This window comes from Paenirhizobium selenitireducens ATCC BAA-1503 (genome assembly GCF_000518785.1).
GTDB lineage: Bacteria > Pseudomonadota > Alphaproteobacteria > Rhizobiales > Rhizobiaceae > Allorhizobium > Allorhizobium selenitireducens.
Genome location: NZ_JAEG01000001.1, coordinates 748,604 through 766,013 on the forward strand (window position 1 = coordinate 748,604; position 17,410 = coordinate 766,013).

Genomic DNA, 17,410 nt, shown 5'->3' on the forward strand with positions numbered 1-17,410 from the left:
AGTACTGCTTTAACTTTATGGAAAGGCAGCCATGATTGTCTTCCCAGATATACTGAATATTCTCGCACAGGCCATTTCATGCAAGCCGTTTTGGACCAGCTTCGCAACAGCGACAGACTGTGGGACCTCGAAAACTACAACGTATTCGGAACAACCGCCGAAGAAGACTATGACCACATTGTCCGGCTGACGGCCGAGTTGTTCGATGCGCCGATCGCCCTGATCAATTTTGTCGGCGGCGAGGAGGTCTGGGTGAAGGCGCGCGTCGGCCTCGACGTCCAGTCGGTGCCGTGCGATGTCGCCTTCTGCAGCTACACCGTGCTCGACGACAAGCCGCTGGTCGTGCCCGACCTGTCGCGGGATGCCCGCTTCGCCCTCAATCCGCTGGTCACCGGCGAACCCAATTTCCGCTTCTATGCGGGCGCGCCGCTGAGATCGGCCAGCGGCCATGGCATCGGCACGCTCTGTATCATCGACAGTCGGGCGCGGGAAGCGCTCGACGAACGTCAATCCCGTCGGCTGGAGGACCTTGCGCAACTGGTGGCCGACAAGCTTGAACAGCGGCGGCTCTCCCGGCTGGAAGTGATCGCATCCAAACTGATGCAGGCGACCGCCGACGCAGTGGTGATCACCGACAAGGACGGGCACATCGCCGCCTGGAACCAGGCGGCGGAAACGGTGTTCGGCTACAGCGCCGAAGAGGTGCTCGGCAAACCGCTGGCGACGATCTTTCCGATGGGCTTCGACGAGGTCGACCAATCCGGGAATGCGGACGAGCCGGGCCTCAAGCACCGTCGCACCGAAATCACCGCGCTTCACAAGCGCCACCATGAAATCACGCTGGAGGTCTCGGCGATCGCCTGGCACGACGAACGCCTCAATCTGTCCGGTCTCGGCCTGATCATTCGCGACGTGACGGAGAAACGCATTGCCGATCGCCAGATCGCCTTCCTCGCCCATCACGACGAACTGACCGGACTGGCCAACCGCAACAGCCTGCACCAGCGGATGGAGGAGTTGTTGCGGCCGGGCTCGGACGGCGCGCATGGCCTCGCGGTCATCTGCATCGATCTCGACCGCTTCAAGCTGGTCAACGAAACGCTCGGCCACAAGGTCGGCGACGCGCTTCTGCGCCAGGCGGCGGAGCGGCTGCGCTCAATCGCCGGCCAGGACGACATTCTCGCCCGGCTCGCCGGCGACGAATTCGCCATCGTGCGTCGCGGCGCCCAGGACGAAGAGACGCTATCGCTGTTTGCCGAAACCATTCTGGCCGCAATTGCGGAAACCTTCGAGGTGGGCGGCCATCTCGTCTCCACCAGCGCCAGCCTCGGGATCGCCCGCTATCCGCGCGACGGGGAAGACTGCGACACGCTGCTCAACCACGCCGACCTCGCCACCTACCGCACCAAGATCGAGGGCCGCAACGGCTATCATTTCTTCGCGCCGGACATGGATGGCCAGACCCTGGTCAAGCGCGGCCTGGAACGGGATCTGCGCAGCGCGCTGAAGCGGGACGAGTTCGAGATCCACTACCAGCTGCAGTTCGACATCGCCTCCGGCCACCCGGTCGGCGCGGAAGCGCTGTTGCGCTGGAAACATCCGGTACACGGCTATGTCAGCCCGGCCGACTTCATTCCGATCGCCGAGACCACCGGCCTGATGGTGTCGATCGGCCGCTGGGCCTTCCACAAGGCCTGCCACGACTTCGCCGCCGGCGCGCCGGGGCTGAAGCTCGCGGTCAATCTCTCGCCCGTGCAGTTCCGCCGCGACGATATCGTCGCTCTGGTGCGCGAGGCGCTAGCCGCCTCCGGGCTGCCGAGCAACCGGCTGGAGATCGAGGTCACAGAATCCCTGCTGTTGGAAAAGGACGCCGGAACGCTCGATGCGCTCAACGCGCTCAAGGCCATGGGCGTGAGCATTGCCCTCGATGATTTTGGCACCGGCTATTCCTCGCTCAGCTACCTGCACAACTTTCCCTTCGACACGCTCAAGATCGACCGCAGCTTCGTCAAGGAGGCCGAAACCAACAGCGATTGCGCCGCGATCCTGCAGGCGATCGCCGCCCTGGCGGCCGCGCTGAACCTGACGACGGTTGCCGAGGGCATCGAGACCGAACAGCAACTCGCCCGCGTCAAGGCGCTCGGCTATCACGTGTGCCAGGGTTTCCTGCTGGCTCGGCCTCAGCCGATCGCGGCGCTGGCGGAACTCAGCCAGGCGAGCCGCACCGCCGGCTGACACGGTGAAGACCATGTCGCGGCCGAGGCCGGTGCATAACATGGCCGCGGCCTTTGCGTGCCGTGCGCAACGCGTTAGTCTCCTTAGAACCCCGTGAGGAAGAGGAGACACCATGTCGAACGACCGAGACCTGCTCGACACCCTGGCCGGCCAGGAAGACGCCCTGGTCTTCAAGACCTTCAACGAAATCACCGCGATCGAGGTGGGAGAGCACCTGCTGCGTGCCGCGCGCGCCGGCGATCTGCCGGTGGTGATCAACATCCGCACCGCCGACCGCGTGCTGTTTCATGCCGCCTTGCCGGGCTCCTCGCCGGACAATGACGAATGGGCGCGTCGCAAGAGCAATGTCACGCTCCGCTTCCACCGGTCATCGATGCGCGTCGGTGAAAACTACCGGCTGAAGGGCCGCGAAGTGTGCGCCGAACTGGGCCTGGATCCGATCGACTATGCGAGCCACGGCGGCAGCTTTCCGGCGCGCGTCGCCGGCACCGGCGTGGTTGCGGCCATCACCGTTTCTGGGCTCGCTTCCGAGGATGACCACGGGCTGATCGTCAAGGTGCTCGAGGACTATCTGGCGGAGGAACAATAGTCTCCGCGGGGCCGCCGGATTTTCACAGCGCGGTCGACAGGTAGAGGCTGAGCCGGGTCAGGTGATCGTCCTCGCCTTCGAAGACGAACACGCAAGGCAGCGAAAAGCGCCGCCCCACACCGGATGTGCCGTCGCGGTCACTGCCTTCGATCGTGCCGTCATAGGCACCCCGCAGGCCCGCGTCGTCGGCCATGGCGACGCCATTGGCGAAACGCGCGTCGTGACGCAGCAGGTAGGCCGACAGCGTATCGCGCATCGACGCAAAGCCGATCACCCGCTGACCGTCCGGCATGTCGAGCACGGCCTCGGCATCGAAGAGGGTTTCAAGGGCGGCAAAATCGCGCTGATTGAGCGCCTCGATAGCGTGCGACATCTGTTGTCGGATCGGCATGGACAATTCCTCCGCTGGACTGGTCCGCATGCACTTAGGGCAGGAGACACGCCTCGGCAATGGCGGTTCTAGATCCCGACGGCGTGTGGCGGCCGCAGCATGGCTCGCGCCGTTTCGCTCACCGCCTCGTTCAACGGCCTGAGGGCCGAGGCGACCGAACGGCTCCAGTGCCAGTAGAGCGGCACATCATAGGTCGCATTGGCAAGCAGCGGCACGAGCCGCCCTGTGGCGATCGCATCCGAAACCAGCCTCTCCGGATTTAGGCCCCAGCCAAGACCGGCGAGCGTCGCATCGACGAAGGCCTGCGACGAGGGCAGCCAATGGGTCGGCGGCACGATGCCCTCGCCGACATGCGCCTCGATCCAGCGGGCCTGCAGCATGTCCTTGGTGTTGAAGGTCAGCGCTGGCGCGCGCGCCAGGTTCTGCGCCGTCACCCCGTCGGCAAACCAGTGAGCCACAAAGTCTGGGCTGGCCGTCGCGATGTAGCGCAGCGCGCCGAGCGGCCGGCAGTCGCATCCCTGCACGGACGCGTCGGAGCCGCTGACCGCCGCCCGCACCTCGCCGCGGCGCAACCACTCCGCACTGTGTTCCTGGTCGTCGAGCACCAGATCGAACAGGCAATCCGGCGCGGCCGCCATCGCCGCGACGAACCAGGTCGCCAGGCTGTCCGCATTCACGGCAATGCGGATGGTGGGCATCCGGCCGTCGATCGCTTCGCGGCCCATATCTTGGGTCAGCGTCCGCTCGAGCAGCGCGACCTCTTCCGCATGCCGCGCCAGCCGCAGCCCCGCCTCGGTTCCCTTGCACGGCTGCCCGCGGATGACGAGCACGGAACCGACGCGCTCTTCGAGCAGCTTGACGCGCTGCGAGATGGCAGACGGCGTGACGCCGATCTGCCGGGCCGCCCGCTCGAAGCTGCCGGTCCGCACGACCGACGCCAGTGCGTCCAGAAGGGCATAGTCGAGCATGGATAAGCATTCCTAATCCAGATGCAGTATTATTAGTTTCTCTAAGTTTTACGTATTCGCTAGTCAAGGCAACGTCTTATCCGGAGCCTTGTCATGCTGATTGCCGCCACTGCCGGCTTTTTCCTCGGCCTGAGCCTGATCGTAGCGATCGGTGCACAGAACGCCTTCGTCCTGCGCCAGGGGTTGCGGCGCAGCCACGTCTTCGCCATTTGCCTCGCCTGCGCCGCCTCGGACGCGGCGCTGATCGCCGCCGGCGTGGGCGGGCTCGGCAAGGCCATAGCCGCCCTGCCCTGGCTCACACCCCTCATGCGCTATGGCGGGGCCGCCTTTCTCGCCTATTACGGATTTCGAAGCCTGCGAGCGGCGCTGAGCGGCAATGCGGCGCTGAAGCCGGAAGGAGAAGCGCAGGAAAGCCTTGCCGCAGCGCTCTTCACCTGCCTTGCACTGACCTGGCTCAACCCGCATGTCTACCTCGACACCGTGGTCCTGCTCGGCTCGATCTCCACGCAGTATCCGGGCCAAGGTCTGGCCTTCGGCCTGGGCGCGACGACCGCTTCCTTCCTGTTCTTCTTCTCCCTCGGCTTCGGCGCGCGCTATCTGCGCCCGCTTTTTGCCCGCCCCTCCGCATGGCGGGTGCTCGACGGGCTGATCGCCGTGGTCATGGGATCGATCGCCGTCAATCTGGTGTGGAGCAGCTGATCCGCCGGCGATCGGAGATGGGCTATCGCGTGCAACCGGCATAAGGCCCAGGCAGTACCGTCTGCAGCGGACACGCCCGGTGTTCCTCACCAATCACGACATGGTCGATCTGATCGACGTCCGCCACGAACCTCACCGTCATCCGGAAATCTCCGGCGAGGAAGGAGAAACCGCGCGCGGGTCTTCATGAGCGTGGTGCGCGACATGCTGGGCTAGGTTAGCTCGGCCGCCGACTAGAAGTCGGGGAAACCGTAGCGCTTCCACTCGGACTTCGGAATCGACCGGCCGACCTCGAAGGCAAAGGACAGGACCCGCGTGGCGTCGGTGTCGATCTCGCAGCGGAAGCGCAGATCGAACCACTGGCCGGCGGCGCGAAATGCCGCCTTGTTGACCTCCAACACATTGCCGTCCTGCAGGCGGAACGACGGCAGAAGCTCCGGCCGGTAGGCCGGCGTCCCGTGCCGCAGTTGTTCCCGCAGTTCGGTGACGCACAGCTGGTCGGCCCGGTCGGGACGCGGAACGTCGCTCATCGCCGTCATCGCCGCCGCGTCGCCCGAAAGGCTCGTCGAATAGAGGGTCTTCACCTCGTCAAGCTCCATCTTGGCCGGTGCCGCCTCGGTCGTCGGTTTCTCGGCCGCCTTCGGCTCGGCGGCCGGCGGATCGGGTTTCTCGAAAGGAGCCGGGCGGGCAAAGGCGATCGTCGTCTCCTCCGGCTTTTCCGCCGGCTTTACCCCGTCGGCCTCGGCGCCGTCCTGACCGGTGTCGACTTCGGGCAGCGTTATGTCATCCGGCAGCGGCGTGCCCTCCGGCTCGGTCGCTTCGGCGGTCTTCTCTACCTCGGCTGGCGCTGTTTCCGCCTCCTCGGTCGTCGGTTCGCGTTCTTCGGGCGGCGCTTCGGCGGGCTTAGCCGCCTCCTCCACCGCATTGCCGGTCGTATCCTGGCGCGGCCCGGCATCCTTCTCACCGAACTGAATCACGGGACGCAGTACCGGCATCGGCGGCGCCTGCTCTTCGCCCGCGGCCTCCTCGACCGGCGGCTGTTCGGCCGGCCTCTCGGGCGGCGTCGGCACACTCTCCGGCGGCGGCGGTGGTTGCGGCGCCGGTGGCGGGGGTGGTGGCGCGGCGGCCTGCTCCTGCTTCGGCGGCGCAGGCTCAGGTTCTTCCGCCTTTGCCGGCTCCGGCTCTCTTTCCTCCGGCGGCGGCACGATCTCGACCGCGACGCTCTCTTCAGGCTCCGGCTGAGACATCGGCTCGGGCATTTCGACGAACAGGACCGCAAAGGCGAGGAAATGCAGCAGGATGGAGACTATAAGCCCCCCACCCAACTTTCCCCAACGCTTTGACGGTGTCTTTTCCATGCCGGTCAACAGGCCCTTCCGAAGTCCCGGCTGATGTGGCCCCAAAAAGCGGCACCATCAAGGGACAAATGCGTGATGATGGCTCGATGTTGAGCGCGGCCAAAAGAAAACCCGACCGGATTGCTCCGGCCGGGTCGTCATTTCGTCGGACCTGTTTGGCGTCTCAGCTGTCCAAGAACGAGCGCAGCTTGCGGCTCCGGCTCGGGTGCTTGAGCTTGCGCAGCGCCTTCGCCTCGATCTGGCGGATACGTTCGCGGGTGACCGAAAACTGCTGGCCGACTTCTTCCAGCGTGTGGTCGGTGTTCATGCCGATGCCGAAGCGCATGCGCAGCACGCGTTCTTCACGCGGGGTGAGCGAGGCGAGAACGCGGGTCGTCGTTTCGCGCAGGTTCGCCTGGATGGCCGCGTCGATCGGCAGAAGCGCGTTCTTGTCCTCGATGAAGTCGCCGAGATGCGAATCCTCTTCGTCGCCCACGGGGGTTTCGAGCGAGATCGGCTCCTTGGCGATCTTCAGGACCTTGCGGACCTTTTCGAGCGGCATGGCGAGCTTTTCGGCCAGTTCTTCCGGCGTCGGCTCGCGGCCGATCTCGTGCAGCATCTGGCGCGAGGTGCGGACGATCTTGTTGATCGTCTCGATCATGTGCACCGGAATGCGGATCGTGCGGGCCTGATCGGCGATCGAGCGGGTGATCGCCTGACGGATCCACCAGGTGGCATAGGTCGAGAACTTGTAGCCGCGGCGATACTCGAACTTGTCGACCGCCTTCATCAGGCCGATATTGCCTTCCTGAATGAGGTCGAGGAACTGCAGGCCGCGGTTCGTGTACTTCTTGGCGATCGAGATGACGAGACGCAGGTTGGCCTCGACCATTTCCTTCTTGGCGATGCGCGCCTCGCGCTCGCCCTTCTGCACCATGTGCACGATGCGGCGGAATTCCGTGACCGAAATGCCGGTCTCGGTCGCCAGATTCTGGATCTCGCCGCGGATGTCGCGGATCGTCTGGTTTTCCTCGCGGGCAAAATCCTTCCAGCCACGGGCCGAGAGGTTGCCGATCGACTTCATCCAGTTCGGGTCGAGTTCCGCGCCCTGATACTGCTCGAGGAAACTATCGCGCTTGACGCCGTAGGATTCGGCGAGACGCAGCAGCTTGCCCTCGTTCTGAACCAGGCGCTTGTTGATGTCGTAGAGCTGCTCGACCAGGCTGTCGATGCGGTTCTGGTTGAGCGACAGCGACTTGACCGCCGTGATCAGCTGATCCTTGAGCTCCTTGTAGCGCCGCTCCTGGCCGGACGACAGGGTGCCCGCGCAGGCAAGGCGGGCCTCGACCTGCTGGTCCTGCAGCTTGCGGAGCTTCTTGTAGGTGTCGGCGATCGTGTCGAGGGTTTCCATGACCTGCGGGCGAAGTTCCGCTTCCATGGCGGCGAGCGACAGGTTCGATTCGTCCTCGTCCTCTTCCTCCTCTTCCGGCGGAGCACCGTCGCCGCCGACATCGGTGATGTCGTCGTCGCCGCTCGGCGCACGCGCGCGGCGGGTCTTTTCCTTCTCTTCAGCCGCCTTGCGGTCGGCCTCGATCTTTTCCGGGCTCTGGAACTGCGGAGCCGCCTTGGCCTCGGGGCCGGAATAGGTGGTTTCGAGATCGATGATCTCGCGCAGCAGCGTCGTGCCTTCGTTCAGTTCGTCGCGCCAGATGATCAGCGCCTGGAAGGTCAGCGGGCTTTCGCACAGGCCGGAGATCATCGTCTCGCGGCCGGCCTCGATGCGCTTGGCAATGGCGATTTCGCCTTCGCGCGACAGAAGCTCGACCGAACCCATTTCGCGCAGGTACATGCGCACCGGGTCGTCCGTGCGGTCGGTCGGTTCTTTCTTCTTGGCGGTCGCCAGCTGGGTGCCCTGCGACGGTGCGAGTTCGCTGCCTTCGCTCTCACCGTCGCTGTCGTCGTCATTGTCTTCGGCCGGAGCCGCCTCTTCGGCGTCCTCGTCCTCGATGACGTTGATACCCATGTCGGACAACATGGCCATGGTGTCCTCGATCTGCTCGGAGGTGACTTCCTCCGAAGGCAGGACCGAGTTCAGTTCGTCCATGGTGACATAGCCGCGCTTCTTGGCGGCCTTGATCATTTTTTTGACCGCGTCATCCGAAAGGTCGAGAAGCGGACCGTCGGTAGCGCCGTCGCGTTCGCTGTCTGCTTCTTCGTTTTCTTTGACTTTGGATGCCATCTATTTCGTCGCTTTCCTGACGTGTGATCTTGTCCGCACGATGCAAAGCGGAGAGCGGCCCGATGGCCCCTGCCCGCTACGATTTCTGTCAATGACCTAACGGAATGGTGCTTAATTCCCGATTAACTAAGGACTGCATCGCCGCCGCGCAAAGCCCTCGTTCTTCCGAATGACCGGTCATGGTACTAGAGATTCGCCTGGACCCACTTCACCCTTGTGTGCCTGTACTGGTGATTCCCACAATTTTCCCTGCCGTCAAGCTTTTCCGGTACGATTGCCCGGGAAAACGGGAAAATTCTTAACGTGATGCCTGTCTTTGCCGCTGTGGGCAGATGTAGGTCCGAAAGCGCGGGAAACAAGGGGCAAGGCTTTTTGCCGGTCCCCGGTCAGCCTGTCGCGCCGGTCGTGTCCGGCTGGCAGGCTGTGTGCTTACCTCTTGCGGCCATTGAGAAACCAGACGCGCATCGCGCCCTTGCCCTTGACCTCGATCTCTCCGCGCAATTCGAAGTCGAAACGGTGTTCGAGCATGCCTTTCAGATGGTCGCCGACCTGGATCCGCCCGGCCACCCCGTGGGATTCCATCCGCGCCGCCGTATTCACCGTATCGCCCCATACGTCATAGAGCAGCTTGTTGGAGCCAATCACCCCCGCGACCACCGGACCGCTGTGGAGGCCGATGCGCACATCGACCGTCTCGCCGTATTCCGCCGAGATCTGACCGCAGCATTCCAGGATGTCGAGCGCCATCTGCGCCACGCTCTCGGCGTGATCGGCGCATGGCTCTGGAAGACCGCCCGCCACCATGTAGGCGTCGCCGATGGTCTTGATCGTCTCCAGTCCGTGGTTGGCCGCCAGATCGTCGAAACTGCGAAATACCCGACCGAGAAAAGCCACCAGGTCATTGGGCGGCCATTTGGCGGCCCGTGGGGTGAAGTCGACGATATCGGCAAAGAGAATGGTGGCCGAGTCGACGTGATCGGCGACCATGGCCGTTTCGCGGTGCTTGAGGCGGAGGGCCACGGCACGCGGCAGGATGTTTTCCAGCAGGCGTGTCGAAAACCGGTGTTCCTTTTCCAGCGCCACCTCCGCCAGGCTCGCCTCCTGGAAGGCGAAATAGACGGTGGTGAAGATCAGCAGGAAGACCAAAGGAACGGTCAGCAGGAAGAGGATCTCGAGCAGAGCGGGATCGGCAGCAGCAAGCGCCGGGGTGGGAAAGAATATCGCGGTGCCCAGGAACGCCAGGAGAGACAGCACCGTCACCAGGGTCGACAGAAGCACCCGCTCGGCACCGAAGACCAGCATCGCCGCGGCCGCACCCGCCAGGAAATAGAGGGCAAGGCCCGACCCCCGCCCAAAGAGAAAACAGTAGACGACGGCAAAGGCCAGCCAGATGACACTGAAATAGAGCGCGGCGGCGGACGGTCCGAGCCGGTGAAAGCACGGTGTGACCGCGTAAAGCACGATTTGCGGCGACAGAATGACAATCGCCGGCCACAGGCCCTGATAGTCATAGAACACATAGAGAAGGATATAGGGCACGGTCATCAGGCTGCAGAGCAGCGAGACGACATTGGTAACTGCCATCCGTCGCCGCACATGCGGTGGATAACCCGCAGTCCCGCAGCCTGCGAGCAGGCGCGACACCGGCAGAGACTGTCGGGAACCGGTGCGGCGCTCCCGCCGTGATGGCATTTCAAGTTCTTGCGTCGACACGACTTGTTCCGCTTGGTCGTTTGCACTGTTGAATGGAGTATTCACAGCGCAACGGCAACCGATTAAAGCGGAACGTTCTACGAATTGTGACCCGTGGCCGCGCCCTTGACACGCCCGGACATGACACCGAAGCCATCGATGATCGCCTCCTGGTTCTCCATACGGGTAATTTCGAGCTGCACCTGATGCAGCGCCCCGATCACCTGATCGATCCGCCCTCCATCCTCGGCCTCCGTCGCCTCGGCCACTTCGCGCTCGAGCTCGATGCGCTGGCGCCTCAGCGCCTTGGTGCGCTTGTGCAGCGAAAGCGCCTGGCGATAGCCCTCCCCCGCATCTTCGGCGGCTGCGATCTCGGTCGCCGTCCACAGCCGCGCATTGCGGATCTGCTGGTCGAGGCTCTTGATCAGGCCGCCATGCCCCTGTTCTTCGAGGCGGGCGATCAGCGTTTCCCGCGTCAGCTGAGCGCCGGCGCCGGCCGCGATCGTCAGCAGCGAAGACCACAGCTTCTGCAGCTCGCGGTTCTCGTAGTCGATCGACGCGATCTCGTCATACTCGTCCTGCAGCAGTTGCGGGTGATTGACGATGGTCAGCGCCAGCACGCTCTCCCTCAGGGCCGGCTGGTCCTGATGCCCCTTGACGAGACCCGATCTGGCCAACCGGTCGGAGACGCCCGCACTCGTCGCCGAAAAACCGGTGCCCGGCCGCCCCTGTTTGCCCTTGTCGCCGCCGCGCCCGCCGCGATTGCCTCCGTCGAAGCCGCCGCGACGTTCGCCACGATTGGCCGAGGCGGGCTGGAAGAAGGCGTTCAGCCGGTCGCGGACGTCCTGCTGGTAATGCCGGCGCACGTTCTCGTCGGCGATGACCGCAACCACCTGCTTCATCCGGGCTTCGAGTTCGGCACGCTTCTCGGGCGTGTCGAATTGGCCGGCCCCGAGTTCGCGGAGCCACAGCATTTCCGCCAGCGGCCGCGCCTCCGAGAGCACCTTGTCGAACGGTGCGCGCCCGTCCTGCTTGACGAGGTCGTCCGGATCCTTGCCGTCGGGCAACATGGCAAACCGTACGGAGCGGCCGGGCTTGAGATGCGGCAGGGCCAGGTCCACGCCGCGGAATGCCGCGCGCTGGCCGGCGCCGTCGCCGTCGAAGCAGAGCACCGGCACCGGCGTCATCTTCCACATCAAATCGAGCTGGTTTTCCGTCAGCGCGGTTCCGAGCGGCGCAACCACATTCTCGATGCCGGCCTGGTAGAGCGCGATCACGTCCATATAGCCTTCGACGGCAATCAGCGTGTCCGCCCCGTCCGCGCCCTGGAGCGCACGCCGCGCCCGGGAGAAATTGAAGAGCACATTGCCCTTGTGGAAGAGCTCTGTCTCGGGCGAGTTCATGTACTTCGCCATGGCATCCTGCGCCATGGCCCGGCCGCCAAACGCGATCACCTTGTCGCGCGACGACAGGATCGGAAACATGATGCGGTCGCGGAAATAGTCGTAGGAAACCGGAATGTCCGGGCCATGCCGCACCAGTCCGCAGGCCTCGATCTGCTCCTTCGGCACGCCCTTGCCCGCCAGATATTCCTTCAGCGCGTTGCGGCTTTCGGGCGCATAACCGAGCCGGAATGTCTCGATCGTCCGCCCCGACAGCCCGCGCTCGCGCAGATAGGCCCTGGCCCTTGCGCCGCTCGCGGTCTGCAACTGGTCCTGGAAAAACTGCGTCGCCATTTCCATGACGTCCTGCAGCGTGGTGCGTTCCTTCTCGCGACGCTCCGCCTGCGGATCGGCCTTGGGCATGGCGATACCCGCCATGTCGGCGATCTGCTGCACGGCCTCGGGAAAGCTCAGCCCCTCGAGGTCGGTGAGAAAGCGGAAATGGTCGCCCGACACGCCGCAGCCGAAGCAGTGGTAACGGCCCTTGCGGTCCTCACAGTGAAAGCTCGGGCTCTTCTCGCCGTGAAACGGGCAGCAGGCCCAATAGTCCCCGCGCGACACATTGGTCTTCTTGCGATCCCACGCCACGCGTCGACCGACCACCGCCGAAATCGGCACGCGGTCGCGTATCTCGTCGAGAAAGTCGTTGGAAAAGCGCATGTCGGTCCCTTGGTGATTACCCTCATATAGGCGGGTGCCCCGGCAAGCGCCAAGGGTTTTGCGGCTTGCACCCGCTATTCACAGCCTTGACCGGAATGACAGCTGTATATACACTGCAAAAACTAGACATGACCGGACTCGCCCGAATTTAGTCGCCATCGAGAATCGCCAAAGCAATCGGAATTGGCTCGCGTGCTCGCAACCTTCAAATGGACGAGAACAAGCGGCGTGTCGGATCATCTCCGCCAGAGCGGCACGGAAGAATGAGCAAAGAAAATATCGTCAGATATACGATTAAAGAGATCGAGGAGAAGATCGCCCGCGGCGAAAAGAGCAAAACCGACTGGGCCCGCGTCGATGCGCTGACCGACGAGGATATCGAGCGCGCCATGCGCGACGATCCCGATTGGAAGGACCTGATGGACATCGACTGGTCCAAGGCCGAGATCGTCATTCCGCAGAAGAAGAAGGCGATCTCGATCCGACTGGACGAGGATATCATCGATTTCTTCCAGGCGTCCGGAAAGGGATACCAGACCCGCATCAATGCGGTGCTGCGCCATTTCATCACCGAACAGACGCGCTCGAAAGGCTGAACGCAAAACTCCGCCCGTAGGCGGAGTTCCGGTAGTCCATTGCGAAGCGATCCTTACTTCAGCAGATCCTTCACCACGCCGGAGGCCTTGGCGAAGTCGATCTGGCCGGGATAACGCTCCTTCAGCGTGTTCATGCACTTGCCCATGTCGCGCAACCCTTGCGCCCCGGTTTCGGTGATCACCGAAGCGCAAAGCTCGCGCACCTTCTCCTCGGGCAACTGCTCCGGCATGAAGCTCTTGATGATGCTGATTTCCTGCAGCTCTTGCTCGGCAAGCTCCGGCCTGCCGTTGTCGCCGTAGATCTTCGCCGATTCGTCGCGCTGTTTGATCATCTTCATCAAAATCTGCATGATCTCGTCGTCGGTGACCGGGTCCTTGCCGACACCGCGATTGGCGATGTCTCGATCCTTGATCGCCGTCTGGATCAACCGCACGGCCGACGTGCGGCGCACATCCTTCGCCTTCAGCGATTCCTTCATAACGTCGGTAAGTCTGTCGCGCATCATCTCTTCATCTCCACGGAAAAGCCGGTTCGCGGGCTTCGCCAATTGTGGCTTTTCCTTGTCATTTTGGCCGAACTCTTAACCAGACCCGCGGGTCCACGCAAATCAATTAGACAACCCATTGAAATACATGGGTCTAAATTCCACGCTTTCCACAACGGCGAATTGACCTCGCGGATCGATCCGTCTATTTTCCGGCACCTGCACGAAAATTGTCATCAGGGGAAAAGCGCGCGCTTTGCTGCGCGACCTTGATCTGCGATCATAAATGGCGCGTGGGCTCCGGTTCTTCAAGGGATCGGCGGTCCTCGGCCGGACAAGGAACGAACATGACCTCGACAGCCCCATGGACCACCCGCAAGCCGACCGCGCTTCTCGTTCTCGCCGACGGCACCGTCATCGAAGGCCACGGGATCGGCGCCACCGGCAAGGTACAGGCCGAAGTCTGCTTCAACACGGCGCTGACCGGCTACGAGGAAATCCTGACCGACCCCTCCTATCTCGGCCAGATCGTCACCTTCACTTTCCCGCACATCGGCAATGTCGGCACCAATGACGAAGACATCGAAGACCTGACGCCGGCGGCCCGCCACGGCGCGGTCGGCGTGATCTTCAAGGCCGACATCACCGAGCCGTCGAACTATCGCGCGGCAAAGCATCTCGACGCCTGGCTGAAAGCCCGCGGCATCATCGGCCTGTGCGGCGTCGACACGCGCGCACTCACCGCCTGGATCCGCGAGCACGGCGCGCCGAATGCCGTCATCGCCCATGACCCGAACGGCGTCTTCGACATCGACACGCTGAAGGCCGAAGCCAAGGCCTGGAGCGGCCTCGTCGGCCTCGACCTCGCCAAGGTCGCGACATCCGGCCAGTCCTCGACCTGGGACGAAAAGCCCTGGGTGTGGAACGAAGGCTATTCCACGCTCGGCGCGACCGACGCCAAGTATCATGTCGTCTGCGTCGATTTCGGCGTCAAGCGCAACATCCTGCGTCTGTTTGCCGGCCTCGACTGCAAGGTCACCGTCGTTCCGGCCTCGACCAGCGCGGAAGACATCCTGGCCCTCAATCCGGACGGCATCTTCCTGTCCAACGGCCCGGGCGACCCGGCCGCGACCGGCGAATATGCCGTGCCGGTGATCCAGAACCTGATCAAGTCGAACAAGCCGCTGTTCGGCATCTGCCTCGGCCATCAGATGCTGGGCCTGGCGCTCGGCGGGAAGACCGAGAAGATGCACCAGGGCCACCATGGCGCCAACCATCCGGTCAAGGACTTCACCACCGGCAAGGTCGAGATCGTCTCGATGAACCACGGATTCGCGGTCGATTCGAAGTCGCTGCCGGAAGGCGTTGAAGAGACTCACGTTTCGCTGTTCGACGGCTCCAACTGCGGCCTGCGCCTCGCCGGCAAGCCGGTCTTCTCGGTGCAGCACCATCCGGAAGCCTCGCCCGGCCCGCAGGACAGCCACTACCTCTTCCGCCGCTTCATCAACATGGTGCGCGAGACGAAGGGTGAGCCGGCGATGGCAGAGCGCTGATCCGACTCTCACATTAGAAATTGAAGATGCGGCCCGGTCAGACCCGGGCCGTTTTCATTTCGTAGCGCACCTTGTGGAAGAAGCGTAGGCAGAGCAGCAGCGCCGCGCTCATCAGGCCGATCAGGAAGCCGAGCCAGATGCCGATCCCGCCGAAACCGAGCGGAAAGGCCATGACCCAGGCGAGGAAGAATCCGATCGGCCAGTAGGAGATCAGCGCCATCACCATCGGGATGCGGGCATCCTTCAAGCCGCGCAGCAAGCCGCTGGCGATCGCCTGCAGGCCGTCGACCAGCTGGAAGATACCGGCGATCACCACCAGTGGCACGGCGAAGTCGAGCACGGCCGCAGCCTCCGGCGTATTGGCGTCGATGAAGGCGCTGCTGAGCGCCCTCGGCATCAGGTAGAACAGCAGTCCGCCGGCAATCGCCATCGCGCTGGCGATCGCGAGCACGGCGTAGGCCGCCCGCATCAGGTCGAGGTAGTCTCCCCGTCCGTGAGCCACACCGACCCTGACGGTTGCCGCCTGTGCCAGACCGAGCGGGATCATGAAGGCGATCGAGGCGAGCTGGAGCGCGATGCCGTGGGCAGCAAGCTCGATCGTGCCGATCTTGCCCATCATCAGCGAGGCGGCGGTGAACAGGCTGACCTCGGCCAGAACCGTGATGCTGATCGGCAGCCCGAGATGCACCACTTCCCAGAGCGCGTGCCAGTCCGGCCGCCAGAAGCGGACGAACAATTCGTAGCGGCGCGTCTCCGGCCTTGTCTGGATATAGGCGACCATGAACAGGAAACTCGCCCACTGGACGATCACCGCGACGATGGCCGCACCGATCATACCGAGCCGCGGCAGGCCGAAATGGCCAAGCACCAGCGAATAGGCAAGCGCCGCGTTCATCAGAAGCACGGCGAGCGTGACGTAGAGGATGATCCCGGCCCGGCCGATCGCGCTGACGAGGGCGCGAAGAACGGCGAAAAGCAGGGCCGGCAAAAGGCCGAACTGCACGATCATCACATAGTCGGCGGCAAGCGCCGCGACTTCCGGTTTCTGGCCGAGCGCCAGAAGGATCGTCTCGGCATTGAAGAACAGCGGCGCGGTCAGAAGCGTATAGCCGATCGACACCCACATGCCCATGCGAATCGCCCGGCGAACGGAGACGACGTCGCCCCGGCCAAATGCCTGCGCCACCATCGGCACGACCGCGATCGAGAAGCCCGAACCGAAGATGAAGATCGTGAAGAAGAACTGGCCCGACAGCACCATGGCGGCAAGCGACTGCGCGCCGAGCTGCCCGACGATCACCACGTCCGTCGTGTGAATGCCCAGCTGCGCCAGTTGCGCGCCGATCAGCGGAATGCCAAGCGCAAGCGTCGCGCAAATGTGCGACGACCAACTGCTGGCTGCTTTGCCTGTTCCCGCGAATGCATAATGGCTAGACATGACAATATCCAAGACGAAAAAAGCCGCTTCCAGACGATACTGGCGAGCGGCGCGTGTTCACTGGATAGAAGAAACCCGCTGCGGGAGCAAGCCGCAGCGGGATAGTGCAAAAAATATCGTCAATAGTTCACAAAGGCTGATGGACGACCGAAATCGCCTCAGATTGCGCCCGAAAACGTGTCGCAGGCCGTGAACTCGCCGCTTTCGAAGCCGCGCTTGAACCACTTTGCCCGCTGGGCGGAGGTGCCGTGGTTGAAGCTGTCGGGCACAACATAGCCCTGGCTGCGCTTCTGCAGCGTGTCGTCGCCAATCTGATGGGCGGCATTCAGCGCCTCTTCGAGGTCGCCGGCCTCGAGCAGACCCTTCTGCTCGGTATACTTGCCCCAGATCCCGGCGAAGCAGTCGGCCTGCAGCTCGACACGGACCGACATCTGGTTGGCCTCGACTTCGCTCATCGACTGGCGCATCTGGTTGAACTTCGGCAGGACGCCGGTCAGGTTCTGTACGTGATGGCCGATCTCATGGGCGATCACATAGGCCTCGGCGAAATCGCCGGACGCGCCGAACTGATCGCTGAGTTGCTGGAAGAAGGCGGTGTCGAGATAGACCTTGCGATCACCCGGGCAGTAGAACGGCCCCGTCGCCGAGGATGCGAAACCGCAAGCCGAGCTGACCTGCCCGGAGAACAGAACCAGGGTGGGCTCTTCATAGGTCTCGCCTTCCGCCTTGAAGATACCGTTCCAGGTGTCCTCAGTCTCGGCAAGCACGGTGCGCACGAAGGCGGTCATCTCATCGGCTGCGGGAGTGCTCGGGCGCTCGCCCACCGTCTGCTCGTAGCCGGACTGCTGCGTCGAGCCGTCGTCCAGCATCTGCAGCATGTCGATGCCCATCATCTTCAGGACGAAGTAGATCACCACCAGGAAAATGATCGTACCGATGCTCAAGCCGCCGCCGCGGCGACCGCTGCCCATCGGGATCTGGATGCCGGAACGGCCGAACGGATTGCGCCCGCCGCCGGTGGGGCCGGCCGAGGTGCCACGCCGATCCTCGATATTGTCCGACTGGCGTCGACCCTTCCATTCCATG

The 17,410-nt window shown here is 63.5% G+C and carries 14 protein-coding genes; 5 read left to right on the forward strand and 9 right to left on the reverse strand.

All coding sequences use genetic code 11. From position 1 onward, the window contains the following. Window positions 1-78 precede the first annotated feature (78 nt). Both L867_RS24500 and L867_RS0103660 read left to right on the forward strand, forming a co-directional pair. Window positions 79-2,235: a putative bifunctional diguanylate cyclase/phosphodiesterase gene (locus tag L867_RS24500; protein WP_051438791.1), complete on the forward strand. Its 2,157-nt coding sequence runs from the start codon at window positions 79-81 to the stop codon at window positions 2,233-2,235. A gap of 112 nt (window positions 2,236-2,347) precedes the next feature. Then, window positions 2,348-2,824: a heme-degrading domain-containing protein gene (locus tag L867_RS0103660; RefSeq protein ID WP_028735623.1), complete on the forward strand. Its 477-nt coding sequence runs from the start codon at window positions 2,348-2,350 to the stop codon at window positions 2,822-2,824. Window positions 2,825-2,846: 22 nt separating this feature from the next. On the opposite strand, the gene L867_RS0103665 is transcribed toward L867_RS0103660, so the two are convergent. Together L867_RS0103665 and L867_RS0103670 are read right to left on the reverse strand one after the other, a co-directional pair. After that, window positions 2,847-3,215: a nuclear transport factor 2 family protein gene (locus L867_RS0103665; RefSeq protein ID WP_028735624.1), complete on the reverse strand. Its 369-nt coding sequence runs from the start codon at window positions 3,213-3,215 to the stop codon at window positions 2,847-2,849. Window positions 3,216-3,283: 68 nt separating this feature from the next. Then, entirely contained in the window at window positions 3,284-4,183 is a 900-nt protein-coding gene (locus L867_RS0103670; protein ID WP_028735625.1) for a LysR family transcriptional regulator ArgP, read from the reverse strand. A 93-nt stretch (window positions 4,184-4,276) separates the two neighbouring features. On the opposite strand from L867_RS0103670, the gene L867_RS0103675 reads away from it, so the two are divergent. Further along, entirely contained in the window at window positions 4,277-4,882 is a 606-nt protein-coding gene (locus L867_RS0103675) for a LysE/ArgO family amino acid transporter (protein WP_028735626.1), read from the forward strand. Between the two features lie 233 nt (window positions 4,883-5,115). On the opposite strand, the gene L867_RS0103680 is transcribed toward L867_RS0103675, so the two are convergent. The 4 genes from L867_RS0103680 to dnaG form a co-directional block, all read right to left on the reverse strand. Then, a complete protein-coding gene (locus L867_RS0103680; protein WP_028735627.1) occupies window positions 5,116-6,240 on the reverse strand; it encodes a DUF930 domain-containing protein in 1,125 nt (374 codons plus the stop codon). 163 nt (window positions 6,241-6,403) lie between these two features. Next, on the reverse strand, window positions 6,404-8,458 hold the full coding sequence (gene rpoD, locus L867_RS0103685; protein ID WP_028735628.1) for an RNA polymerase sigma factor RpoD: 2,055 nt from the start codon (window positions 8,456-8,458) through the stop codon (window positions 6,404-6,406). Between the two features lie 429 nt (window positions 8,459-8,887). Then, window positions 8,888-10,150: an adenylate/guanylate cyclase domain-containing protein gene (locus tag L867_RS0103690; protein WP_084638434.1), complete on the reverse strand. Its 1,263-nt coding sequence runs from the start codon at window positions 10,148-10,150 to the stop codon at window positions 8,888-8,890. Window positions 10,151-10,248: 98 nt separating this feature from the next. Further along, a complete protein-coding gene (gene dnaG / locus L867_RS0103695; protein ID WP_028735630.1) occupies window positions 10,249-12,252 on the reverse strand; it encodes a DNA primase in 2,004 nt (667 codons plus the stop codon). A 263-nt stretch (window positions 12,253-12,515) separates the two neighbouring features. Here dnaG and L867_RS0103700 point away from each other — a divergent pair, with 263 nt between their 5' ends. Beyond that, complete coding sequence (locus L867_RS0103700) at window positions 12,516-12,848, forward strand: BrnA antitoxin family protein (RefSeq protein WP_028735631.1); 333 nt, start codon at window positions 12,516-12,518, stop codon at window positions 12,846-12,848. Between the two features lie 53 nt (window positions 12,849-12,901). Here L867_RS0103700 and L867_RS0103705 read toward each other — a convergent pair whose 3' ends face one another. Beyond that, window positions 12,902-13,354 carry a GatB/YqeY domain-containing protein gene (locus L867_RS0103705; RefSeq protein ID WP_037172540.1) on the reverse strand — a complete coding sequence of 151 codons (453 nt, stop codon included), beginning with the start codon at window positions 13,352-13,354 and terminating at the stop codon, window positions 12,902-12,904. Between the two features lie 326 nt (window positions 13,355-13,680). Between L867_RS0103705 and carA the strand changes: the two genes are divergently transcribed. Continuing rightward, window positions 13,681-14,886 (forward strand): glutamine-hydrolyzing carbamoyl-phosphate synthase small subunit, encoded by a 1,206-nt coding sequence (carA, locus tag L867_RS0103710; RefSeq protein ID WP_028735633.1) that lies wholly within the window; start codon window positions 13,681-13,683, stop codon window positions 14,884-14,886. A 37-nt stretch (window positions 14,887-14,923) separates the two neighbouring features. Here carA and L867_RS0103715 read toward each other — a convergent pair whose 3' ends face one another. Together L867_RS0103715 and ypfJ are read right to left on the reverse strand one after the other, a co-directional pair. Beyond that, the gene (locus L867_RS0103715; RefSeq protein WP_051438793.1) at window positions 14,924-16,324 is read right to left on the reverse strand and encodes an MATE family efflux transporter; all 1,401 of its coding nucleotides are present in this window, start codon (window positions 16,322-16,324) and stop codon (window positions 14,924-14,926) included. A gap of 158 nt (window positions 16,325-16,482) precedes the next feature. Beyond that, window positions 16,483-17,409, reverse strand: a complete 927-nt coding sequence (ypfJ, locus tag L867_RS0103720; protein WP_028735635.1) for a KPN_02809 family neutral zinc metallopeptidase — start codon at window positions 17,407-17,409, stop codon at window positions 16,483-16,485. Between the last annotated feature and the right edge of the window lies 1 nt (window position 17,410).

Bases quoted from the DNA above. Each gene is read 5' to 3' on its own strand.
- L867_RS24500 (WP_051438791.1), top strand. From the start codon at position 79: ATGCAAGCCGTTTTGGACCAGCTTCGCAACAGCGACAGACTGTGGGAC.
- L867_RS0103660 (WP_028735623.1), top strand. From the start codon at position 2,348: ATGTCGAACGACCGAGACCTGCTCGACACCCTGGCCGGCCAGGAAGAC.
- L867_RS0103665 (WP_028735624.1), bottom strand. From the start codon at position 3,215: ATGCCGATCCGACAACAGATGTCGCACGCTATCGAGGCGCTCAATCAG.
- L867_RS0103670 (WP_028735625.1), bottom strand. From the start codon at position 4,183: ATGCTCGACTATGCCCTTCTGGACGCACTGGCGTCGGTCGTGCGGACC.
- L867_RS0103675 (WP_028735626.1), top strand. From the start codon at position 4,277: ATGCTGATTGCCGCCACTGCCGGCTTTTTCCTCGGCCTGAGCCTGATC.
- L867_RS0103680 (WP_028735627.1), bottom strand. From the start codon at position 6,240: ATGGAAAAGACACCGTCAAAGCGTTGGGGAAAGTTGGGTGGGGGGCTT.
- rpoD (WP_028735628.1), bottom strand. From the start codon at position 8,458: ATGGCATCCAAAGTCAAAGAAAACGAAGAAGCAGACAGCGAACGCGAC.
- L867_RS0103690 (WP_084638434.1), bottom strand. From the start codon at position 10,150: ATGCCATCACGGCGGGAGCGCCGCACCGGTTCCCGACAGTCTCTGCCG.
- dnaG (WP_028735630.1), bottom strand. From the start codon at position 12,252: ATGCGCTTTTCCAACGACTTTCTCGACGAGATACGCGACCGCGTGCCG.
- L867_RS0103700 (WP_028735631.1), top strand. From the start codon at position 12,516: ATGAGCAAAGAAAATATCGTCAGATATACGATTAAAGAGATCGAGGAG.
- L867_RS0103705 (WP_037172540.1), bottom strand. From the start codon at position 13,354: ATGATGCGCGACAGACTTACCGACGTTATGAAGGAATCGCTGAAGGCG.
- carA (WP_028735633.1), top strand. From the start codon at position 13,681: ATGACCTCGACAGCCCCATGGACCACCCGCAAGCCGACCGCGCTTCTC.
- L867_RS0103715 (WP_051438793.1), bottom strand. From the start codon at position 16,324: ATGTCTAGCCATTATGCATTCGCGGGAACAGGCAAAGCAGCCAGCAGT.
- ypfJ (WP_028735635.1), bottom strand. From the start codon at position 17,409: ATGGAATGGAAGGGTCGACGCCAGTCGGACAATATCGAGGATCGGCGT.